Annotated in this window: 18 protein-coding genes; 11 read left to right on the top strand and 7 right to left on the bottom strand. The window is 65.5% G+C overall.

What is annotated here, in order from left to right; translation table 11 throughout:
- Nucleotides 1-25: 25 nt before the first annotated feature.
- The 4 genes from ACVMB1_RS23425 to ACVMB1_RS23410 form a co-directional block, all read right to left on the bottom strand.
- Nucleotides 26-346, bottom strand: coding sequence for a non-heme iron oxygenase ferredoxin subunit (locus ACVMB1_RS23425; RefSeq protein WP_456849926.1), 321 nt, complete (start codon nucleotides 344-346; stop codon nucleotides 26-28).
- 18 nt (nucleotides 347-364) lie between these two features.
- Nucleotides 365-880: an aromatic-ring-hydroxylating dioxygenase subunit beta gene (locus tag ACVMB1_RS23420; protein ID WP_076823774.1), complete on the bottom strand. Its 516-nt coding sequence runs from the start codon at nucleotides 878-880 to the stop codon at nucleotides 365-367.
- Nucleotides 880-2,253 (bottom strand): aromatic ring-hydroxylating oxygenase subunit alpha, encoded by a 1,374-nt coding sequence (locus ACVMB1_RS23415; protein WP_076823778.1) that lies wholly within the window; start codon nucleotides 2,251-2,253, stop codon nucleotides 880-882. Before ACVMB1_RS23415 ends, ACVMB1_RS23420 begins: the two co-directional genes overlap by 1 nt.
- Before the next feature lie 241 nt (nucleotides 2,254-2,494).
- On the bottom strand, nucleotides 2,495-3,391 hold the full coding sequence (locus tag ACVMB1_RS23410) for a LysR family transcriptional regulator (protein WP_076823781.1): 897 nt from the start codon (nucleotides 3,389-3,391) through the stop codon (nucleotides 2,495-2,497).
- 111 nt (nucleotides 3,392-3,502) lie between these two features.
- Between ACVMB1_RS23410 and ACVMB1_RS23405 the strand changes: the two genes are divergently transcribed.
- The 5 genes from ACVMB1_RS23405 to ilvA all read left to right on the top strand — a co-directional run bounded on the left by ACVMB1_RS23405 (nucleotide 3,503) and on the right by ilvA (nucleotide 10,449).
- On the top strand, nucleotides 3,503-5,122 hold the full coding sequence (locus tag ACVMB1_RS23405) for an FAD-dependent monooxygenase (RefSeq protein WP_076823783.1): 1,620 nt from the start codon (nucleotides 3,503-3,505) through the stop codon (nucleotides 5,120-5,122).
- Between the two features lie 11 nt (nucleotides 5,123-5,133).
- Nucleotides 5,134-5,925: an alpha/beta fold hydrolase gene (locus ACVMB1_RS23400; RefSeq protein WP_076823786.1), complete on the top strand. Its 792-nt coding sequence runs from the start codon at nucleotides 5,134-5,136 to the stop codon at nucleotides 5,923-5,925.
- Nucleotides 5,926-5,943: 18 nt separating this feature from the next.
- Nucleotides 5,944-7,362 carry an MFS transporter gene (locus tag ACVMB1_RS23395; protein WP_076823789.1) on the top strand — a complete coding sequence of 473 codons (1,419 nt, stop codon included), beginning with the start codon at nucleotides 5,944-5,946 and terminating at the stop codon, nucleotides 7,360-7,362.
- Nucleotides 7,363-7,380: 18 nt separating this feature from the next.
- Nucleotides 7,381-8,571, top strand: a complete 1,191-nt coding sequence (locus tag ACVMB1_RS23390) for a M24 family metallopeptidase (RefSeq protein WP_076823791.1) — start codon at nucleotides 7,381-7,383, stop codon at nucleotides 8,569-8,571.
- Between the two features lie 330 nt (nucleotides 8,572-8,901).
- Complete coding sequence (ilvA, locus tag ACVMB1_RS23385; RefSeq protein WP_057021042.1) at nucleotides 8,902-10,449, top strand: threonine ammonia-lyase, biosynthetic; 1,548 nt, start codon at nucleotides 8,902-8,904, stop codon at nucleotides 10,447-10,449.
- Nucleotides 10,450-10,470: 21 nt separating this feature from the next.
- Here ilvA and ACVMB1_RS23380 read toward each other — a convergent pair whose 3' ends face one another.
- Genes ACVMB1_RS23380 through ACVMB1_RS23370 form a run of 3 tightly spaced genes read right to left on the bottom strand, consistent with a single transcriptional unit; the run spans nucleotide 10,471 to nucleotide 13,657 of the window.
- Nucleotides 10,471-11,499: a class II aldolase/adducin family protein gene (locus ACVMB1_RS23380; RefSeq protein ID WP_076823795.1), complete on the bottom strand. Its 1,029-nt coding sequence runs from the start codon at nucleotides 11,497-11,499 to the stop codon at nucleotides 10,471-10,473.
- Nucleotides 11,500-11,510: 11 nt separating this feature from the next.
- Nucleotides 11,511-12,380, bottom strand: a complete 870-nt coding sequence (locus tag ACVMB1_RS23375; RefSeq protein WP_076823799.1) for a TIGR01459 family HAD-type hydrolase — start codon at nucleotides 12,378-12,380, stop codon at nucleotides 11,511-11,513.
- Nucleotides 12,377-13,657, bottom strand: coding sequence for an FGGY-family carbohydrate kinase (locus ACVMB1_RS23370; protein ID WP_057021039.1), 1,281 nt, complete (start codon nucleotides 13,655-13,657; stop codon nucleotides 12,377-12,379). The genes ACVMB1_RS23375 and ACVMB1_RS23370 overlap by 4 nt, the downstream gene beginning before the upstream one ends.
- 134 nt (nucleotides 13,658-13,791) lie before the next feature.
- Here ACVMB1_RS23370 and ACVMB1_RS23365 point away from each other — a divergent pair, with 134 nt between their 5' ends.
- The 6 genes from ACVMB1_RS23365 (at nucleotide 13,792) to ACVMB1_RS23340 (ending at nucleotide 20,432) form a co-directional block, all read left to right on the top strand.
- Entirely contained in the window at nucleotides 13,792-14,808 is a 1,017-nt protein-coding gene (locus tag ACVMB1_RS23365) for a sugar-binding transcriptional regulator (RefSeq protein ID WP_076823802.1), read from the top strand.
- A gap of 29 nt (nucleotides 14,809-14,837) precedes the next feature.
- Nucleotides 14,838-16,277, top strand: coding sequence for an extracellular solute-binding protein (locus ACVMB1_RS23360; protein ID WP_057021038.1), 1,440 nt, complete (start codon nucleotides 14,838-14,840; stop codon nucleotides 16,275-16,277).
- Nucleotides 16,278-16,394: 117 nt separating this feature from the next.
- Nucleotides 16,395-17,324: a carbohydrate ABC transporter permease gene (locus tag ACVMB1_RS23355; RefSeq protein WP_194295301.1), complete on the top strand. Its 930-nt coding sequence runs from the start codon at nucleotides 16,395-16,397 to the stop codon at nucleotides 17,322-17,324.
- 14 nt (nucleotides 17,325-17,338) lie between these two features.
- Entirely contained in the window at nucleotides 17,339-18,196 is an 858-nt protein-coding gene (locus tag ACVMB1_RS23350) for a carbohydrate ABC transporter permease (RefSeq protein ID WP_018273209.1), read from the top strand.
- Nucleotides 18,197-18,200: 4 nt separating this feature from the next.
- Nucleotides 18,201-19,304: an ABC transporter ATP-binding protein gene (locus tag ACVMB1_RS23345; protein ID WP_076823807.1), complete on the top strand. Its 1,104-nt coding sequence runs from the start codon at nucleotides 18,201-18,203 to the stop codon at nucleotides 19,302-19,304.
- Nucleotides 19,305-19,316: 12 nt separating this feature from the next.
- On the top strand, nucleotides 19,317-20,432 hold the full coding sequence (locus ACVMB1_RS23340) for an ABC transporter ATP-binding protein (RefSeq protein WP_371852070.1): 1,116 nt from the start codon (nucleotides 19,317-19,319) through the stop codon (nucleotides 20,430-20,432).
- The last annotated feature ends 2 nt before the right edge of the window (nucleotides 20,433-20,434 follow it).

The following is a 20,434-nucleotide window of genomic DNA, read 5'->3' as shown; positions in this document are numbered from 1 at the left end:
CGATTCTTGATTTTTGATGGTCGTCTTATGCGGGCAGGCAGACTTCGAGCCTGTCGCCCGCCACGCGGACCGGATAGGTCCGGATGTCGATCTCGACCGGGCTGGTCAGCGCCTCGCCGGTCCTGATGTCGAAGCGGCCCATATGCAGCGGGCATTCGATCTCGCAGCCGTCCAGAATGCCGTCGGACAGCAGCGCCTCCGCATGCGTGCAGATGTTGCTCGTGGCGTAGTACTCATTGCCGACGCGATAGAGCGCGATGTGGTGGCGGCCGATTTCGATGCCGTACGGCTCGCCTTCGTTCAGCGCGCTGAGTGCGGCCGCTTCGTGCCAGGTTGGTTCCCTGATCGTCCGTCATGTGCCCTCTCAAATGCTGTAGAAATCGAGCACGGTCGGGACGCGGTCGTTGACCAGCGTGATGACCTTGCGCGCGATCTTCCAGGTCTCGCCGTCACGCCGCAGCGTGTGCTCGTAGCGCCCGTGCCGCAGATGTTCCTTGGCCATGCGCGGGTCGTAGACGTGGACCGAGAACACCGAATGGCAGGTGATCTGATCGGCGCCGGTTTCCCACGCTTCCAGGTTCGAGATCTGGTGCACGGTGCGCGGCAGCGGCAGCGCGGTGATCGATTTGCGCGACTCGATGCGCGCGATCCGCTCTTCCAGTCCGCGCCGCGCATCGTGGTAGAGCAACGAGACCTGCGTGTCGGGATCATTGGTGGTGGTGTACTCGTCGAGCCAGGCCGGCACCCAATAGACGGCATCCTCGCTGTACATCGCGACCCAGTCGGCCCATTCGCCGGTGTCGAGCAGGCGGGCCTCGCGAAAGATGACCGCGGCTGCGACCGCGCGGGCATCGGTTTGCTTGATTGCGTCGGCCGCCATCACGCCGTCTCCCCGGCAGCGTGCTGCAGCAGCCTGCGCCACTCGCGATACCCGGGATGGAAATTCGTCTCGCCGCCGAAGCTGGTGGGGCCGAACGACCATTCGGAAGGGGTGATGCCGAGCTCGCGCGTGTGCGCGCTCTCGCCGTGGCCGACCTCCGCGATGCCGCGCAGATAACCTTGCGTGGGCGCGGCGGTCGTCGCGTCATAGCCGGTCTGGCAGAATTCGTACATGACGTTGTCGTCCGAGCTTGCCAGCCCGGAGGCATTGAAGAAGTCTTCGTAGTTGCGAATGCGAAGCGTGCGCGCCGCGGCACTTTCGCCGACCGGAGCAAGGCAATGCGACACCATCTCGGTCTTGTCGGGTGCCAGCGGCCGCCAGGTTCGCACCTGCGCCGACAGGATGTCGATGACCTGCAGGTTCGGAAAAATCGTGAGGTTGCGCTGGCGCAGCATCCATTTGGCGCGGGTGCTGCCGACGCGCTGCCGCACCGCGTCGAGACGCGCCGGATCCATGCCGAGCGGCCGGCCATAGAGCTGCGTGCGCTTGATCGACCAGTTGACGGCGTGACCGTAATCGAAGCTGAAGCTGCCTTGCCCTTCCTGCTCGCCTTCCGGCTCCGCGGTGAATCCGGCATCCGGTCCGGCGCTTGCATTGCGCTTCTTCAGGATATCGACGTAGGAGCTGTGTGTGGTCGCGAAGTGATAGTAGTCGAGACCGTTCTCGAACTGCAGCTTCCAGTTTCCATCGAACGTGTAGGTGCTGGCGCCCGGCACGAATTCGACCTCACCGCTGTCGCTCTGATCGATGATGAGGTCGAGGAACGCGCGGGTGTCGCCGAGAAATTCCTCCAGCGGCGGAACGTCGGCGGAGAGGCTCGCGAACAGGAATCCGCGATACGAGCCCAGCCGCGCGACCGGAAGAAGGTCGTGATTGCTGTTCGAGAAGGACGGCGGATACTGCCCGCTCGCTTCCTCCGTCACGGAGATGTTGCGTCCGCCCGAGTCGTAGGCCCAGCCGTGATAGCGGCAGACATGGAATTTCTGCCGGCCCTGCTTGAACGGGCAGACGATCGTTCCGCGATGCCGGCAGGTGTTGAGGAAGGCGCCGACTTTGCCCTCAGTGCTCCGCATCACCAGAATGGGATGCCGGCCGATATGGGTGGTGACGAAATCGTTGGGACGAGCGACCTGGGATTCCAGGCCGATGAAATTCCACGTGGCTTCGAAGATATATCGCAGCTCGGCGTCGAACACGTCCGGATCGGTGAAGATCCGGCGATCGACTTCAAAGATGCGTTCGCCGGGGCGGTCGTCGATGAGCCGGGAAATCTCGCTCAGCCTTGCCGCATGGGTCTGCGAAGCAGCGTTCATAACGTCCTCCCTTCGACTAACCGCCGGCCGCGAAAAGTCGCCCGCAGAGCCGCTCACGGCTCGCGTCTTTTCACGGCGGGAACAGCCGGCTTGATCGCCAATCTTGGAATGACTCTATAGTTGTCATGACAACCATGGTCAAGACGGATTGGTCGATCGGAAGCTGCAGCCGGACGCAACGGATACGGCCCGTGCGTCGGGCAGCGATGAATGAGCAGACCGCTTGCGTGGAGCGGCGGGTTTAGCTCTTGCGCGCCGGCGCGGTCAGGATAATTCCCGCGTCGATCAGGGCGCGGCAGATTTTCTTCAGCGCCGCAATCGCTTCACGCGTGGCCCGGCTCACGGGTCGTCCGCGCGGCAGCGCCAGCACGCGTTCGGCGCGCATCCACGGCAACAGCGCCGCCGACAGCACGCCGGCAACCACCTCCTGGTGAATGCCGGAGAAGGGCAGCAGCGCGTAGCCGAGGCCAGATGCCACCATGCGTTTCATCGGTGTGCTGTTATCGACCCGCACCGCGCAGAGCATGGTCGACGGGAATGGGTTGCGGCTGAGCGGGGCCACCGCGGACGGCAAGGCGTCGAATTCCTTGCGGGTCAGCCGGCCGCGCTTCAGCAGCGGATCGCGAGACGGTCCGATCAGGAACACCTGCTCGACGACCAGCGTTTCATAGTCGAGATGGTCGTTGGGCGACGGCGTCGTCACGATCGCCAGATCGAGCTCACCGCGCAGCAGGCGTTCGGACGCGTTTTCGGTCAGGCCCTCGCTCAGTTCGAGTCGCACGCGTGGAAACTGCGTCACGAAGGCCTGGGCCAGCGGCGGGTAGAGGATATCGCCGAGGCTCGGCGGCGCGCCGATCCGCACCGTACCGCTGGGCTCGCGGTTTTCCGTGCGCACCTCGGCCTTGATGTCGTCGATTGTGCCGAGCAGCCAGCGCCCCCGCGCGAGCAGCACCTTGCCGGATTCCGTGACCGAGACACCGCGCGCGCCGCGTTCGAGCAAGGCGCCGCCCAATTCGTCCTCGAGTTCCTTGACGTGGCGGCTGAGTGCCGACTGGGCGACGTTCAGCGTGCTCGCTGCGGCGGCAAAGCCGCCACGCTCGGCGACGGCGACGAAATAGCGGATCTGCCGCAGGTCCATGACTGGCACTCCATCTCAAATCGAGATGGATACCATATCAAACATATTCTTGTGAGATACCAAAAAAATGGAGCAGTCTTCTCGCAACGATCAAACGGAGGAGAGACGAGGATGGGCATCGCCACCGATGAGGCACGCCAGACGTCTGTATTCATTGCCGGCGGCGGGCCGGTCGGCCTTGCGATGTCGCTGCTGCTCGATCGCTTCGGCATCGACTGCGTGGTGGTCGAGAAGAGCCCGACGACGACGGATCATCCCAAGTCGCGCGGCTGCTGGGTCCGCACCATGGAGATCTTCCGGCAATGGGGAATCGAGCAGGCGATCCGCGACCGCGGCCTGCAGGACAATTCCGACATGTTCGTGTTCCTCGACAGCATCGCGGGACACGAGTTCGGCCGCACCCGGCCCGAACCGAATGTCGGCCATACGCCCGCCTGGAAGAGCCTGGTCGCCCAGGACGCCGTCGAGGAGGAAATCCTGCGGGTGGTCGAAAAGTCCAAACACGCCACGGTGCTGTTCAACACGTCCTGTGAATCGTTCGAGGAGACCAACAGCGGCGTCAACGTCACGACACGTTGCGAAAAGACCGGCGAGGTGACGCGATGGATGGCGACTTACCTGATCGCCGCCGATGGCGCGGGCAGCCAGACGCGGCGCAGCGCCGGGATCGAGATGGTCGGGCCCTCGACGCTTGCGGTGATGTCGAACGAGTATTGGCGTGCCGATCTGTCGCGGCTGCCGATCGCGCGCGAGGCCGCCGGCTTCATCATCGTCCCGGACAAGCCCGACCTGCCGCGCGCCGGCATCCTGAACACCAATGGCCGGGATCGCTGGCTGACCGTGACGCAAATCGGCCTGACCAAGGACGATCGCGAGCGGCCTTGGACCGACCAGGAGTTCATCGAGATCGCGCGCGGCCATGTCGGCATTCCCGATCTCGATGTCACGCTTTTGAACTGCTCGATCTGGCGGGTCAGCATGCAGGTGGCCGAGACCTTTCGAAAGGGCCGGGTGTTTCTGGTCGGCGACTGCGCACACCGCTTTCCGCCGACCGGCGGTTTCGGCCTGAACTCCGGCGTTCAGGACGCGCATAACCTCGCGTGGAAACTGGCCTTCGTGCTGAAGGGCTTTGCGAACGAAAAGCTGCTCGACAGCTATTCCAGCGAGCGACGTCCGATCGCGCAATCCAATGCCAATTTCAGCTACGGCAATCGGCTGAGATTCGGGCTGACCGACGACGCCGTGCGATCGCGCGATCCGGACCGGATCAGGTTCTGGATCAACGACATGGACAATCACCTGCACAGCATCGGGCAGAACCTCGGCCACAATTACGAGGAGGGCGCGGTGATCCCCGATGGCACCGTCGCGAAGGCCTTGAACTCCCGCTACTACACGCCGACGGATCGTCCCGGCGCGCGATTTCCGCATATGTGGCTCGAACCTTCGCGCAAGAAATCGACGCTCGACTGGTTCGACAAGCAGTTCACCGTCGTCACGGGGCCGCTCGGCGGCGAGTGGCTGGAGGCGGGGAAGCAGGTGTCGGAGAAGACCGCCTTGCCGCTGTCGCTGAAACAGTTGCCGTCGGCCGATCCGGCGGACGGATTCCAACTGGGCATGCGCGGCGCCGTGCTGGTGCGCCCCGATGGCCACGTGGCCTGGCGAATGCCGTGGCTGCCGTCGGATCCGGCGAAGGAATTGGCCGGCGCGCTTTCAACGCTGCTGCATTAGCGGGGACCCCGATGCAATCGTTCGAGTCCAACGGCATCGTCACGGCGTTTGAGAAAACCGGGCGCGGCGAGCCGATCGTGCTGCTGCATGGCGGCGAGGCCGATCATGCAATGTTCGACGGCCTTGCGCCTGTCCTTGCGGCGAACTTCACGGTGATCGCCTATGACCAGCGCGACTCCGGTGCCACCCGAAACCCTCCGTCGTCCTATTCGCTGGCCGATTTGGCCGACGACGCCGCGGCCTTGGTCGGAGGGCTCGGTTACGATCGTGCCCATGTCTTCGGAACCTCGCTGGGTGGGCAGATCGCGCAGGTGCTGGCGGCCCGTCATCCCGATCGCATCGACCGCCTGATCCTGAGCAGCACCTGGAAGGTCAACAGAAGTCCACTCGACGTCAATGCGGATGTGTTCCGCAAGCTCGCTTCCTGGCGCGCGGATACCATCGCCAATGCGTCGAAGATTTCCGAATTCTTCTTTCCGCCGGCATACCTGCGCACGAGGCCCGAGCTGATCGAGATCTTCCGCGGCTCGAGCCGCGACGAGGGACAGAAGGCGCGCCGCGCCGCCTTGCTTGCGCAGCCTGTCGCCGCCGATCTGACCGGCTTCGATCGCCCGACGCTCTTGCTGGCGGGCGGTGATGACCGGCTGATCCCGAATGTCGAAACATTTGCGCTCGCCCGCGATCTTGCGCGCGTCGAGACGAGGACCATCGCAGGCGTCGGCCATGTCGCGTCGATCCAGGCCCCCGAGCGGGTGGCGGAGGCGGTGACGGCATTTCTGAATTCAAACAAGAAGGCGGCTTGACAACAACAGGGGGAGACCATGGCGGAGCAAACGAGCGCAGTGCCGTTCGACGAAGCGCCGGTAACGACGCGCTATTGGCTATCGATCATCATCTTCGCCGTCACCGGCGTGGTCGATTTCTTCGATTTCTTTGTGGTCGGATTTCTGGTCTCGGTGCTGGCGCCGAAATGGCACCTGACGTTCGGGCAGACCTCGATCATGCTGATGAGCGCCGGCATGGGGGCGATGCTGGGGGCGTTCGTCGCGGGCGTCCTCGCGGATCGTTTCGGGCGCAAGCCGCTGGCGATATCCGGCGTTCTGCTCTGCGGCCTGACCTCGGGTGCGATCGCGTTCATTCCGGAAGACGGCTGGGTTGCGTTTGCGATCCTGCGCTTCTTCGTCGGCTTCGGCCTTGCCGCCGGCGCGGCGGCGGCGGTTCCTGCCATCGTCGAATTCGCACCGACCCGCCATCGCACGCTGGTCACGAGTCTCGTGGTCGTCCCGGTCGCCTTTGGCGTGCTGTCGGCATCGGTGACGGCGAGCTTCCTGCTGCCGCTGGTCGGCTGGCGCGGATTGGCGGCGGTCGGCTTCCTGCCGATCCTCCTCGGAATTCTGACCATGATCATCATGCCGGAATCGCCGCGCTGGCTCATCAGCAAGGGCCGCGTGCGCGAGGCGCAGGCGAGCATCCGGAAACTCTACCGGGTCGGTGGCGAGTCCTTCGTGCTGCCTGCGCTGCCGCCGGCGAGCCCGGCGACATTTGCCGATCTCTTTGCCGAGCAGCGGCGCTTCTGGCTGACGGTCCTGATCTGGTTCGGCGCCAGCACGGCGAATTACGGTGTGTTCCTGTGGGGGCCGACGATCGTGGCGCTTCTGCTCGGCGTCGCGCCCCAGGATGCGGCAAAGATGTTCATCTATGTCAGCCTCGCCGGCGTGCTCGGCCGAACCGGCTTCGCCTTCCTCGCCCATCGGATCGGCCGCAAGCCCTGTGGTCAGTTGATGGGCTACGGCACCGCGGCGTCGCTGGCGCTCGCCGCCTATTTTCACAACGACTTTGCCGGCTCGGTACCGTTGTTCCTGGTCTTCCTGATCGTCGGCGCCGTGTTCTTCGATGGCGGATTTTCGAACATCGGACCCTATCCGGCGGAAATCTTCCCGGTTCAGCTCTCGGGACGCGCAGTCGGCCTTGCCCAGCTCTCGAATGGGATCGGCAAGATCGTAGGTCCCCTGTGTCTCGCCTTGATCGCCGGCGCGGATAATCTCGTGCATCCAAGTGCGACCGCCGCGGCGGTGACGCCGGCGTTCTGCTTTCTTGCCGGCGCGGGCCTCCTGATCGGCCTTGCCTTTACGTTCCTCGGCGTCGAGCCGCACGGGCGCCCGGTGGTTCTGTTTGGCGAAAACGCGAGCGCGAGCGCCGCACCGAAATCGCTGGCCGCAAAACCGGCCGCGGGACAGTGAAAGACGAAAGGTCATACCATGGACAACGCTTTCGACACGATCGCAACGGCGGCGCCGTTCGATACTGCAAAGCTCGATCGGCTGATGGATGAAGCGGGGCTCGACGTCCTGATCGTCACCTCGCGTCACAATGTGCAGTATCTGCTCGGTGGATATCGCTTCTTCTTCTTCGACGTCATGGAGGCAATCGGCACCAGCCGCTATCTGCCGGTGTTCGTCTATCAGAAAGGACACCCGGAAAATTCCGCCTACATCGGCAACCGCATGGAAAAGTTCGAGCACGCGCTCGGACGGATATGGACGCCGATTGTCAAGGCGGAGGCGTGGGGAACGATCGATGCGATCGGCCTCGTCATCGATCATGTGAGGAAGCTCGCTGGCTCCGCCAGGCGCATCGGCATCGAGGCAGGCTTCCTGCCGGCCGATGCCAGGGATCATCTGCATGCCGGCCTTGGCGACGTCGAGTTCCGCGAGGTCCATTTCACGCTGGAACGTCTGCGTGCCGTAAAGTCTCCCGCCGAACTGGACCTCATCAGAGAGGCTTCCGAACGGGTCGTCGACGCGATGATGGCCACGTTCAGTGGCTGCGCACCGGGCATGACCAAGCACGACGTCGTCGCCCATCTGCGCCGCGAGGAGCAGGAGCGCGATCTGGTCTTCGAATATTGCCTGATTGCCGCGGGCAAGAGCCATAACCGCGCGCCTTCCAGCCAGCGTCTCGTGCAAGGCGACGTGATCTCGATCGATTCCGGCGGAAACTACCGGGGCTACATCGGTGACCTCAGCCGCATGGGCATCCTGGGTGAACCTGACAGCGAGCTGCGCGAGTTGCTACAGGAAATCGAGGACGTCCAGCAGTTGGCCCGGCGCGCGATCCGGCCGGGCGCCATGGGTGGCGACATCATCGCGGCGGGCGAGGCGGCCGTCAAAGCCTCGCCGCATCGCGCCGTGCTCGACTTCACCGCACACGGCATTGGGCTCGTCAGTCACGAAGCGCCGCGCCTGACCGCGAACGGCCCGGTTCCTTACGCGCCGTACGACGCCGACCGGCCGCTCGAACGCGGAATGGTGATCTCGATCGAGACCGCACTGCTGCATCCAACGCGCGGCTACATCAAGCTCGAGGACACGCTGATCGTCTCCGAATCGGGCTGGGAAGCGCCCGGTGACCATGGCAGGGGGTGGAATTCGGCCCGTCCCATGGCCTGAAGCGGTCAGTGCAGGGCGGTATTTTGGCTAAGCCACGGATTCAGCCGCAGCGCTGGAGGCGTTTGGCAATATTCGGAATACTAGAAATGTACCCCTGAGTTGCCCGACGTGTCAAGTGGCTCGGTCGAGTCTGGCCGCCGCCGGCTACTGTGCATGGGGTTGTTTTCGATATTTTGGCAGCGGCGGTCTTTGCTTCACGCCAGCCTCCCCTCATGCGATGCTTCGAACTGGATGCAGCGGCGGCTCCGTGCCGTCCGCTCGCCGGGTCGGCGCCGACGATGGTAAGGTGCAACCGATATCGATTGCCTCCCCATCGACAGAAGCGACCCGATGACCGCTGCCGCCGACGCACTTCGTGACTACGCCCAAAGCATCCTGACCGCCCGTGTCTACGACGTGGCGGTCGAGACGCCGCTCGATCCCATGCCGCGGCTTTCGGAGCGATTGTCGCGTAACGTGTTGCTGAAGCGGGAAGACTTCCAGCCGATCTTCTCGTTCAAGCTTCGCGGCGCCTACAACAAGATCGTCAGGTTGCCGGACGCGCAGCGAAGACAGGGCGTGATCTGCGCGTCGGCCGGCAATCATGCGCAGGGCGTGGCGCTGTCGGCGCGCAAGCTCGGCATTCCGGCGACGATCGTGATGCCGAGGACGACGCCCGCTATCAAGGTCGAGGCCGTCCGGCGCTTGGGCGGTGACGTTGTCCTGCATGGCGATACGTTCGACGACGCGCAAACCAAGGCCAGGGAGATCGAGGCTGCGCGTGGCTTGACCTTTGTGCATCCGTTCGACGATCCCGATGTGATCGCCGGCCAGGGAACGGTCGGGATGGAGATCCTGCGCCAGCATCCCGATCCGATCGAGGCGATCTTCGTGCCGATCGGCGGAGGCGGACTGGCGGCCGGCGTGGCCGCCTTCGTGAAATTCCTCAACCCCTCGATCAAGGTCGTCGGCGTCGAGCCGGCGGACGCTGCGTCGATGGCGGCCGCGCTCGCCAAGGGCAACGTCGTCGCGCTGGATCAGGTCGGACTATTCGCCGACGGCGTCGCCGTCCGCAAGGTGGGAACCGAGACCTTCCGGCTCTGCCGCGACCTGCTCGACGAGGTCGTCACGGTGGACACCGATGCCATGTGCGCCGCCATCAAGGATATCTTCGACGACGTGCGATCGGTTGCCGAACCGTCCGGCGCATTGGCGCTCGCCGGCCTCAAGGCCTACGCCGAGCGCGGCGCACTCAGCGACGGAAGCCTGATTGCCGTCAACAGCGGGGCCAATCTGAATTTCGACCGGCTGCGCACCATTGCCGACCGCGCCGAGGTCGGCGAACATCGCGAGGCGCTGCTTGCCGTGACCGTGCCGGAGAAGCCGGGCAGCTATCGGCACTTCATCCGCATCCTCGGCTCGCGCGCGATCACGGAATTCAACTACCGCTTTGCCGAGACCACCGCGCCGGCGCAACTGTTTGTCGGCATCGCGCTGAGCCGCGGCGAGGCCGAGAAGCGGGAGGTCATGGAGCTGCTTCGGCGCGAAGGCTATCCGATCCTCGATTTGAGCGAGAACGAGATGGCCAAGGACCATGTGCGCTACATGGTGGGCGGTCGCGCTCCGCTGCTCAAGGACGAGGTCATCTACCGCTTCGAGTTTCCGGAGCGTCCGGGCGCGCTGCTGAAATTCCTCGAGAGCCTGGCGCCCGACTGGAATATTTCGCTGTTCCACTATCGCAATCACGGCGCCGACTATGGGCGCATCCTGGCGGGGATCGAGGTCAAGCCTCACGAGCGCGCTCGGTTCGTTCAGGCGCTGGATGCGCTCGGCTATCCCTACTGGAACGAGAGCGAAAATCCGGCCTATCGCCTGTTTCTTTCCGCCGAGAAGGGATGAAGCGACGAACGTCTCTGTCGATCAGCGATCGGCCGTCAGTTGCTGGCGATAGCGCTCGGCGTCCCAATTCAGCAGCGCATGCTCGTTCTCTGCGGTCAGATAATTGACCCGTGCGGTCAGGGGCAGGCGGCAGGTGACCAATGCGAGACAGCTCAGCATGGCTTCCGCGCCGTCGCTCGCATCCTCGCGAATAAGGCTGCCGAGGTCGGGGACGAGAAGCGCAACCGGCGGCGGCAGTCCGTTCGCGGTGGTCTGCGCGATCATGGCGCTCAGCTTCTCGCGATGCTCCAGGACCGGCAGGCCCGGGCCGAGGAAGACGACGTGATCAGGATACAACGAGCCGCTGGTCGCGATCGCGCGGCTGTAGCGGTCGGTGGCAATGTCGTGGCCGCGAGGATCCCGCGGCAGGCGATAATTGGTGCCGGCGCAGATCGTGCGGATCGCGTCATGATCTGCCGCCGGCGCGCTGCGCTGCTCGAGGGTGAGACGTTGCTCGACGTCGGCGACCAATGCCTCCGCCGCGTCGCAGCTGGCTGCACCGACCACCAGGCCGTGATTGCCGAGGATCAGGACGTCCACCGTATCATCGGCGATCGCGTCGCTGACGGCGCGTGCGAGCGGCAGCCCCGGGTGGCGATAGTCGAGGTAACGCCAGGCCAGTCCGTCCAGGCGCCGGGCAAATTCGTCGCGGGCGTCGGTGCGCACCGCCCATGCGATGGTGTTGACGGAATGGACGTGCAGCACGATCCGCTGCGGCATCAGCGCATGCAGCGAAGTCTCGATTGAGGCGCGCAGCGTCGTCCCGGCGCTCGGCGCCAGCGGCACGCGTTCGTCGCCATGCAGCAGCGCCGCGCGCGCGGCCGACAAGGCGACCGGCACGAAAATCTCCTTGTCCTCGGCATCGGCGAGCCAGGTACCCGACGCCTTCACCCACAGCACGTCGCCATCCTTGACCGACGAATTGCCGCCGGCGCCTTGCACCAGCAGGATATTCCTGCCGACGCGTGCCGACATGCGGCGCAGTTCATCCAGCATTTGAGGCGGTCGCATCGGGGCTGCTCTCACCAGGTCAGATAGTCCATCGTCCAGTGCGGCATCCGCGCCGCTGTGCCGGCCACGGTCTGGATCGCTCGCGGCAGATCGCTCGCCTGCGCAAGCGTCGCGCGGTGGGCGCCGGAGCCGATCAGCAGGGTCAGCATGCCGGCGGTGCGTCCACCGGCGATATCGTGATCGAGGGAGTCGCCGATGACGAGGATCCGGTCCGGCGGCGGCCGTCCCAATTGATCGCGCGCGGCGGCAAACATCGGCGGATGCGGCTTGCCGACGAACAGCACGGTGCCGCCGAGCGAATGGTAGAATGCGGCGAGCGCGCCCGGCGCGGGGATCAGGCCCGCGACGCCGAACATCACGAGATCGGGATTGGCGCACAGCATCGGCAGTTGGCGTGCGGCAGCGGTTGCCAGCGGCTCACGCCATCGCTCGGGCTCGGCCGCATCATCGTCGAGACCGCCGAGCAGGATGAAATCGGCCTCGCGCATGTTCGAGACCACCACAAGGTCGGTGCCGTCGACGATCGAGCGGTCACCGTCGCGCGAGATCAGGAAGCAGGCCCGTCCGAGCTCGGCAAAGGGAGCCTGCTCGCGCGCATGCAGGCCGCGCCAGGTGACCTCGCCCGAGGACAACACGCCGTCATAGGCATCGGGCGGCAGGCCGAGCGTCGCGAGCCGCCGCTGGTTGCTGCCGGCGCGCTTGCCGGAATTGGACAGGATCAGGATCCGTTTGCCGGCTTCGCGCAGCCGCGCCACGCACTCCAGCGCCGCGGGGAACACCGCCAGCCCCTCATGCAGCGTGCCCCACTGGTCGAGCAGCACATGATCGAAGCGGTCGGCGATGGCGTGAAGGCCGGCGATCGCGGTCGCGTCGGCCTTCATGACGGGCCTCCGTTCAGCGCGAGCAGCGCGGCGCCGTAGCTTGCTTCGGTCTGCTCGGCGACCGAGACGGGAACGCCGAGAACGCGGTGCCGGATGCTGGTCCAGGCGTCGTTCTTCGCGCCGCCGCCGATGGCGATGACGCGGCGCAGGCGCGGCGCACCGAGCCGCGCCAACTGGCGGTAGGCGAGGGCTTCCACCGACGCGATGCCCTCGAGCAGACCCTGGAAGAAGCGGCAATCTTCCGCAGGACGCGGCGTGACCCGCGCGGCCAACGCTGGATCGGCGATCGGAAAGCGTTCGCCGGGCTTTGGCAGCGGATAGTAGTCGAGCCCGGTCGGCTGGTCCGGCGTCAGCTGCGGTGTCAGCCGCTCCATCTCGGCGGCGGTGAAATGCACCAGCAACGCCGCGCCGCCGGAGTTCGAGGCACCGCCGGCAAGCCAGCGCTCGCCGAGCCGGTGCGAATAGACGCCTTGGTCGGCCGCGAAGATCGGCTGGGTCGCAAGCTGCTTCACCACCAGCGTCGTGCCGAGCGAGGTGACGGCATCGCCCGGCTGGTCGGCGCGCGTCGCGATGAAGGCCGCAACGCCATCGGTGGTGCCGGCGGAGACCTGCGCCGTGAGCGGCAGTCCTAGCGACCGCGCGATCTGCGGATCCATCTCGGAAAATGGCGTGCCCGGCACCAGCACTTCGGGGAGCAGATCGTCGCGCACGCCGAGCTGTTCGAGCCAGGATGGCCAGGCGCGCGCGACCGGGTCGTAGCCGAGCTTCAGCGCGTTGTTCTCGTCGCTGATGCCGTGATGGTTCGCGAGCCGGCCGGCGATCCAGTCCGCCTGGTGAACGGCGTGGCGCGCATCGCCGACATAGCCGTCATTCTGCAGATAGAGCAGCTTGGCGAGCGCGCTGCTCGCGCCATGCGCGCCGCTCTCGCGCGGGGCGACCGCCGCGACGCGCGTCGCCTCACGCGTGGCGCGGGCATCATTGTACATCAGCCCCGGCGAGCAGGGGCGGCCGGTGGCGTCGACCAGCAACAGCGTGCCCGACGTGCCGTCGACGACGATGCGCGTGACGTCGCCGAGAGCGACGGTCTCGCCGAGCTTGCGGATGGCCGCCGTCGCGGCCTGCCACCACAGCTCTGGTGTCTGGTCGATGGCGTTGCCGTCGACGCGCGGTGCAGCCAGCGCGACGGACGCAAAGCCGCGGATGGCGGCCTGCGCATCGATTGCACAAGCGCGCACGCCGCCGGTTCCGACGTCGATGCCGAGATACAGACCTCCCATGCGACCTCATCGCTCTCTGGTGCGCGCGCGACGACGTTGGTTGCGCTGCAGCACGTTTGGGGGATTGACGCCCCGTTCGGCCTCTGCAATTTTTTGCAGTACGTGAAGAAATTTGCAAGCGGACTTTTCCTGATATGGCACCCCCGCCCGACAGGCTGCCGGTGATCGACGGCGAGGCGTCGCTCGCGACGCGCGCAGCGTGGCTGTATTTCGCGGCGGGGCTCACCCAGTCCGAGGTCGCCGACCGCCTCAACATCCAGAGCACCAAGGCGCATCGCCTGATCGCACGCGCCAGCCGCGAGGGCATGATCCGCGTGTTCGTCGAGGGGCCGGTCGCCGAATGCGTCGCGCTCGAGAACGATCTCGCGCAGCGCTTCGGCCTCTCGTTCTGCCGCGTCGCGCCTGATCTCGGCGAGGGCGATCTGCCGCTGAAGGCGCTGGCGCTGGAAGGCGCGAGCTTCCTGCGCCAGATCCTGGAGCGCGGCCAGGACAAGGTGATCGGCTTCGGCCATGGCCGCACGCTCGCGGCGGTCGTGGAGCAGATGCCGCAGACGCCGGCGCGCGACGCGCAATTCGTGTCGCTGCTCGGCGGACTGACGCGGAAATTTGCCGCCAATCCGTTCGATGTGATTCACAAGCTCGCCGAGCGCACCGGCGCGGAAGCCTATCTGCTGCCGGTGCCGGTGTTCGCCAATTCGGTCGCCGACCGCGCCGTGCTGATGCAGCAATTCGGCATCGCCGACGTTTTCGCGCTGGCGCGCAAGGCCTCGCTGCTGTTCGTCGGCATCGGCCAGGTCAGCCGTGACGGCTTCCTGGTGTCGAGCGGCATGATCAAGCCCGACGAGGTCGTCGAGCTGAAGCGTGTCGGCGCCTGCGCGGACCTGCTCGGGCATTTCTTCAGCGCCGACGGAACGGTGCTGGACACCGATCTGTCGGCCCGCGCTACCTCCATGAGCATGCCCGACCTCAGGAAGCACCGGATCGTCGCCATCGCCGGCGGGCCGGCCAAGGTGACCGCGCTGCGCGGCGTGCTGCGCAGCGGCGTTCTGCACGGCCTCATCATCGACGAAGCGACCGCAAAGGCGCTCGCCACCGACAAGCCGGAGACCACATCCGGCAAGACAAGAAGCAAGACCCGGAAGGACACATAAAACAAAGCGTCAACAAGGAGAGGAAATACATGTTCGATCGCGAGAAGAATCTGTTCGACTCCTACGCTGCCAAACGCATCAGCCGCCGCGATCTCCTGGACGGCGCCGCCAAGCTCGGCATCGCGGGGATCGCCGCCAACGCCGCTTTCGCCTCCTCCATGTCGAAGGCGATGGCCGCCGACTTCAACTGGAAGGCCCAGAGCGGCAAGAGCGTCAAGCTGCTGCTCAACAAGCACCCCTATGTCGACGCGATGATCGGCGACATCGAGGCGTTCAAGACGCTCACCGGCATGAACGTCACCTACGACATCTTCCCGGAGGACGTCTATTTCGACAAGGTGACGGCGGCGCTGTCGTCGAAGTCGGACCAGTACGATGCCTTCATGACCGGCGCCTACATGACCTGGACCTATGGTCCGGCGGGCTGGATCGAAGACCTCAACACCTACATCAAGGACCCCGCCAAGACCAATCCGGCCTTCGCCTGGGACGACGTGCTTCCGGGCCTGCGCGCCTCGACCGCGTGGGACGGCGTCGCCGGCTCCGAGCTCGGCACGGGCAAGGCCAAGCAGTGGTGCATCCCCTGGGGCTATGAGCTCAACAACATCACCTACAACCGCAACGTCTTCGACAAGGTCGGCGTCAAGCCGCCGAAGAACCTCGACGAGATGCTGGAGGTCGCGGCCAAGATCACCAAGGACGCCGGCGGTCCCTACGGCGTCGGCGTGCGCGGCTCGCGCTCCTGGGCGACCATCCATCCCGGTTTCCTGTCTGCCTATTCGAACTTCGGCCAGAAGGATTTCGTGATGGAGGGCGGCAAGCTGAAGGCCGCGATGAACACCAAGGCCTCGAAGGATTTCCACGACAAATGGGTCAAGATGATCCAGACCTCGGGCCCGAAAAACTGGTCGACCTACACTTGGTACCAGGTCGGCACCGATCTCGGCGCCGGCGCCTCGGGCATGATCTTCGACGCCGACATCCTCGGCTACTTCATGAACGGCGGCGACAACAAGGAGAAGGGGCATCTTGGCTATGCGCCGTTCGCGGCCAATCCGGCCGCCAAGGCGCCGACCCCGAACGTCTGGATCTGGTCGCTCGCGATGTCGAGCTTCTCCAAGCAGAAGGAGGCGGCCTGGCTGTTCATGCAGTGGGCGGCATCCGTCGAGCACGATCTGTTCGGCGCGCGCAAGATGGACTTCGTCAATCCGGTGCGTGCATCGGTGTGGAAGGACAGCGAATTCCGCGACCGCATCGCGAAATCCTATCCCGGCTATCTCGAGCAGCACGACATGTCGTCGCCCGGCGCCAAGATCTACTTCACGGCGCAGCCGCTGTTCTTCGACCTGACGACGGAATGGGCCGCTTCGCTGCAGAAGATGGTGGCCAAGGAGGTCAGCGTCGACGAAGGGCTCGACAAGCTCGCCGACAGCATCAACCGCCAGCTCAAGCAGGCCGGTCTCGGCTGACGGATCAACTGTGCGGTGCCTGATCCCCCGCACCGCACCCATCCGCCGGCTCGGACCCTTGTCCCATCCGAGCCGGCGGCGTTTGCCAGCCGAACGCGATCTCTTATCATCATGAGCATGGTCCAACTCCTCCAGACGAACGCGCAGGCAGCGCCGGCCAAACCAAGGCCGCGCGTGCGCCTCTTGCCCTATCTGCTCAGCCTGCCGGCGCTGCTCGTCTGCGTGGCGATCCTGGTTCCGTTCGTGACCGCGGCGGTCTACTCGCTGCAGCGCTACCGGCTGAACCTGCCTCATCTGCGCGGCTTCATCGGCGTCGGAAACTACATCGACTTCCTGTCCGACCCGGCGTTCTGGAATACGTTCCGCGTCTCGATCACCTATACTGTGGTCACGGTCGTGCTCGAGCTGCTGCTCGGTCTTGGCATCGCGCTGCTGCTGCGCCGGCCGACCCGCTTCCACAACGCAGTGTCGATCATGCTGCTGCTGCCGCTGATGACGGCGCCGGCGATCGCCGCGCTGATGTGGAAGCTGATGACCAATCCGAGCTTCGGCATCCTGTCCTATCTGGTCGGCCTGTTCGGCGTCACCGATTTCAAATGGGCCTCCGATCCATCGAGTGCGCTGTTCACGGTCGTGCTGGTCGATGTCTGGGTCTACACGCCCTTCATCATGATCCTGCTGCTGGCGGGGCTGCGCTCGCTGCCGCGGCAGCCGTTCGAAGCCGCTGCACTCGACGGCGTGCCGGCGAGCTTCGTGTTCTTCCGCATCACGCTGCCGATGCTGGCGCCCTACATCATCACGGCGTCGCTGTTCCGGCTGCTCGATTCGATCCAGCAGTTCGACATCATCTATGCGATGACGCAGGGCGGGCCGGGTGACCGGCTGATGGTATTCCAGGTGCAGGCCTATCTGGAATTCTTCCAGTACACCAATGTCGGCAGATCGGCGGCGCTGTTGATGATCCTCTGGCTGATCACCAACATCCTGTCGAATATCTTCATCAAGAACTGGTTGCGGTTGCGCGAGCGTGCGCACGGCCACGCGTGACGGGGAGGGGCGCGATGGAACATTCCAGCCTTGCCGGTCGCATCTTCCGCGGCGTGGCGCTCACGCTGATCCTGATTTTCTTCATGTTTCCGATCGTCTGGATCTTCCTGATGTCGTTCCAGACCAACGAGCAGATCCTGCGGATCCCGCCGCGGATCCTGTTCGAGCCGACGCTTGCCAATTACGAGGCGCTGATCTCCGGCCAGCTGCGCACCGCGGCCGGCAATCTGCAGATCTCCTTCATGCGCAACCTCTTCAACAGCGTCGTGCTGTCGAGCGCGGCGGTGCTGCTGGCGCTGCTGCTCGGCGTGCCGGCGGCCTACGCCTTTGCGCGCTTCAAATTCCGCCTCGGCGAGAGCATCGCCTTCACGCTGCTGTCGTTCCGCTTTGCGCCGCCGCTGCTCGTGCTGCTGCCGCTGTCGCTGTACTACCAGGAGCTCGGACTGAACGACACCTATTTCGGGATCGTCTGGGTCTATCAGTTGATCGCGCTGCCGCTGATCCTGTGGATCGTGCGCGGCTATTTCGAGGATATCAGCCCTGATATCGAGCATGCCTACCGACTGGCCGGGCATTCCTGGCGCGAGGCCTTCACCAGGATCGCGGTGCCGCTGGCGGGGCCGGGGATCGCCGCGGCGGGGCTGCTGTCGTTCATCTTCTGCTGGAACAATTTCGTCTTCGCGCTGATCCTGGCCTCCGCCGACAAGCAGCCGGTGACGGTCGGCGCGCTCGCCTTCGTCACCGCGTCAGGTATTCAGTACGGCCAGATCGCGGCGGCGATCGTGCTGTCGGTGACGCCGACCCTGTTGCTCGCGCTCTATGCACAGCGCTACCTGGTCGAGGGTCTCTCGCTCGGCGCGGTGAAAGGCTGATCCAATGGCGCGTCTCGAGATCAACTCGGTGAGCAAAGCATTCGGTGCGGCACGGCCCGCCGACGGATTGTCGCTGGCGGTCGAGCCAGGCGAGATCGTGGCGGTGTTCGGACCGTCCGGCAGCGGCAAGACCGTGCTGCTGCGCATGATCGCGGGCATGTTCGAGCCCGACGACGGCGACATCCTGGTCGGCGGCCGCTCGGTCGTCGGTGCTCCGCCCGAGCGGCGCGGGATCGGCATGGCATTCCAGAACTTTGCCTTGTTCCCGCACATGACCGCCCGCGACAATATCGCAAGCGGCCTGCGCGCCAGGGCCGGCGGCGGCGATGTCGCCGTCCGCGTTGCCGCGATCAGCAGGCTGCTCAAGATCGAGCACGTGCTCGGTCACGCGCCGCGCGAATTGTCGAACGGACAGAAGCAGCGCACGGCGCTGGCGCGGGCGCTGATCGGCAATCCGGATGTGCTGCTGCTGGATGATCCGCTGCGCAATGTCGACGCCAAGCTGCGCTACGAGATGCGGCTCGAGCTCCCGAACCTGCTGCGGCGTGGCACCGCCGCCGTGCTCTACGTCACCCAGGACTATCGCGAGGCGATGGCGATCGCCGACCGCATCGCGGTCTTGATCGACGGCCGGCTCGCGCAGGTCGCGACGCCTGCCGATATCTATGCCCAACCCGCATCGGTCGCGGTCGCGCGCCTGTTCGGCGATCCGACCGTCAACCTCGCGGAAGTCTCGCCAGTAGCGGAGCACGGCATGCTGTCGGCTGACATCGCCGGCGCCAGGATCCGGCTCGGCGCGGCCGATGGCGCAGCACCTGCCGGTGCATGTTGGCTGGGCGTCCGGCCTGAGGATCTCGTGGTCTCGTCTGCATCCACCGACGACGCCATCCCGGCGCGCATTCTCGCGATCACGCCGATGCACGAGAAGGCGGTGCTGCTGCTCCGTCTTGCCGACGGCACGGAGTGGCTGGCGGCGCTACCGCCGGATGCGCCGCAAGGCGCGGCTGACGATGCTATTTTCGTTCGCTTTGCGCCCGACGCCGCGATGCTGTTCGATCGCGCCACCGGGCTGCGGATCGGGGCGTCGCACCGGCTCAAGGCGGCATAGGAGCGAATGGTCATGGACATGCTCGAGCTTCGGGGCATCGACAAGGTCTATCGCAGCCGCGGCAAGGAGCCGGTGCACGCGGTGCGCGCGCTCGACATGGCGGTCGAAAAAGGCGAGATCGTCGCACTGCTGGGATCGTCGGGCTGCGGCAAGACCTCGACATTGCGCATGATCGCAGGCTTCGAGGACGTCTCCGCCGGATCGATCGCGCTCGGCGGGCGGCGGATCCACGAGCTGCCGCCGGCGCGGCGCAAGGTCGCGATGGCGTTCGAGGGCTACTCGCTCTATCCGCCGCTCACGGTCCGCGAGAACATCGCGTTCGCGCTGAAATCTGCCCAGTTGCCGCGAGCCGAGGTGACGCGTCGCGTCGGCGAGATCGCCCGTCTGGTCGAGATCGAGGACATCCTCGACAGCTATCCGCGCGCGATCTCAGGCGGCCAGCAGCAGCGCGTGTCGCTGGCGCGGGCGCTGGTGCGCGACGCCGATCTCTATCTGCTCGATGAGCCAATGGGGCAGCTCGAACCGCAGCTGCGCGCGGTGCTGCGCGGCCGGATCAAGAGCCTGCTTGCCGAGCGCGGCATGACCGCGATCTTCGTCACCCACGACCAGACCGAAGCGAGTGCGCTGGCCGACCGCATCGCTGTCATGGAAGGCGGCCTGCTGCAGCAGTTCGCCAGCGAGAAGGAGCTGAAGGGCCGACCGGCCAATCTGTTCGTTGCAAGCTTCATCGGCGAGCCGCCGATGAACCTGCTCGACGCCGAGGTGACGCGGTCCGATGGTGGCTTCCGTCTGTCGGTCGGAACCGACATGGGTTTCGATATCGCCGGCGCCGGACTCGACGTTGAGGCGGCGAAGACGCTCGCGGCCACGCCGCAGGTGCGGATCGGCATTCGTCCGCAGAAGATCGTGGTCGGGACCGGTGACGTCAGGGTCAAGGTCGTCTCCAACCAGTGGCTCGGCGATCAATCGCATGTCGCCGGCGATTGCGGTGGCCGCATGCTGATCGCGGTCATACCGGGCCGTGTCGCCGCGCGGCCGGGAGAGATCATCTCGTTTGCGCTGGAGCCGCGTCACCTGCACATCTTTGGCAGCGACGGAACCTACATTCGCCATGCGGAGGGAGCGTGACG

It is taken from the genome of Bradyrhizobium sp. USDA 4504 (genome assembly GCF_054063995.1).
This window is presented reverse-complemented; position numbering and strand designations above follow the sequence as displayed.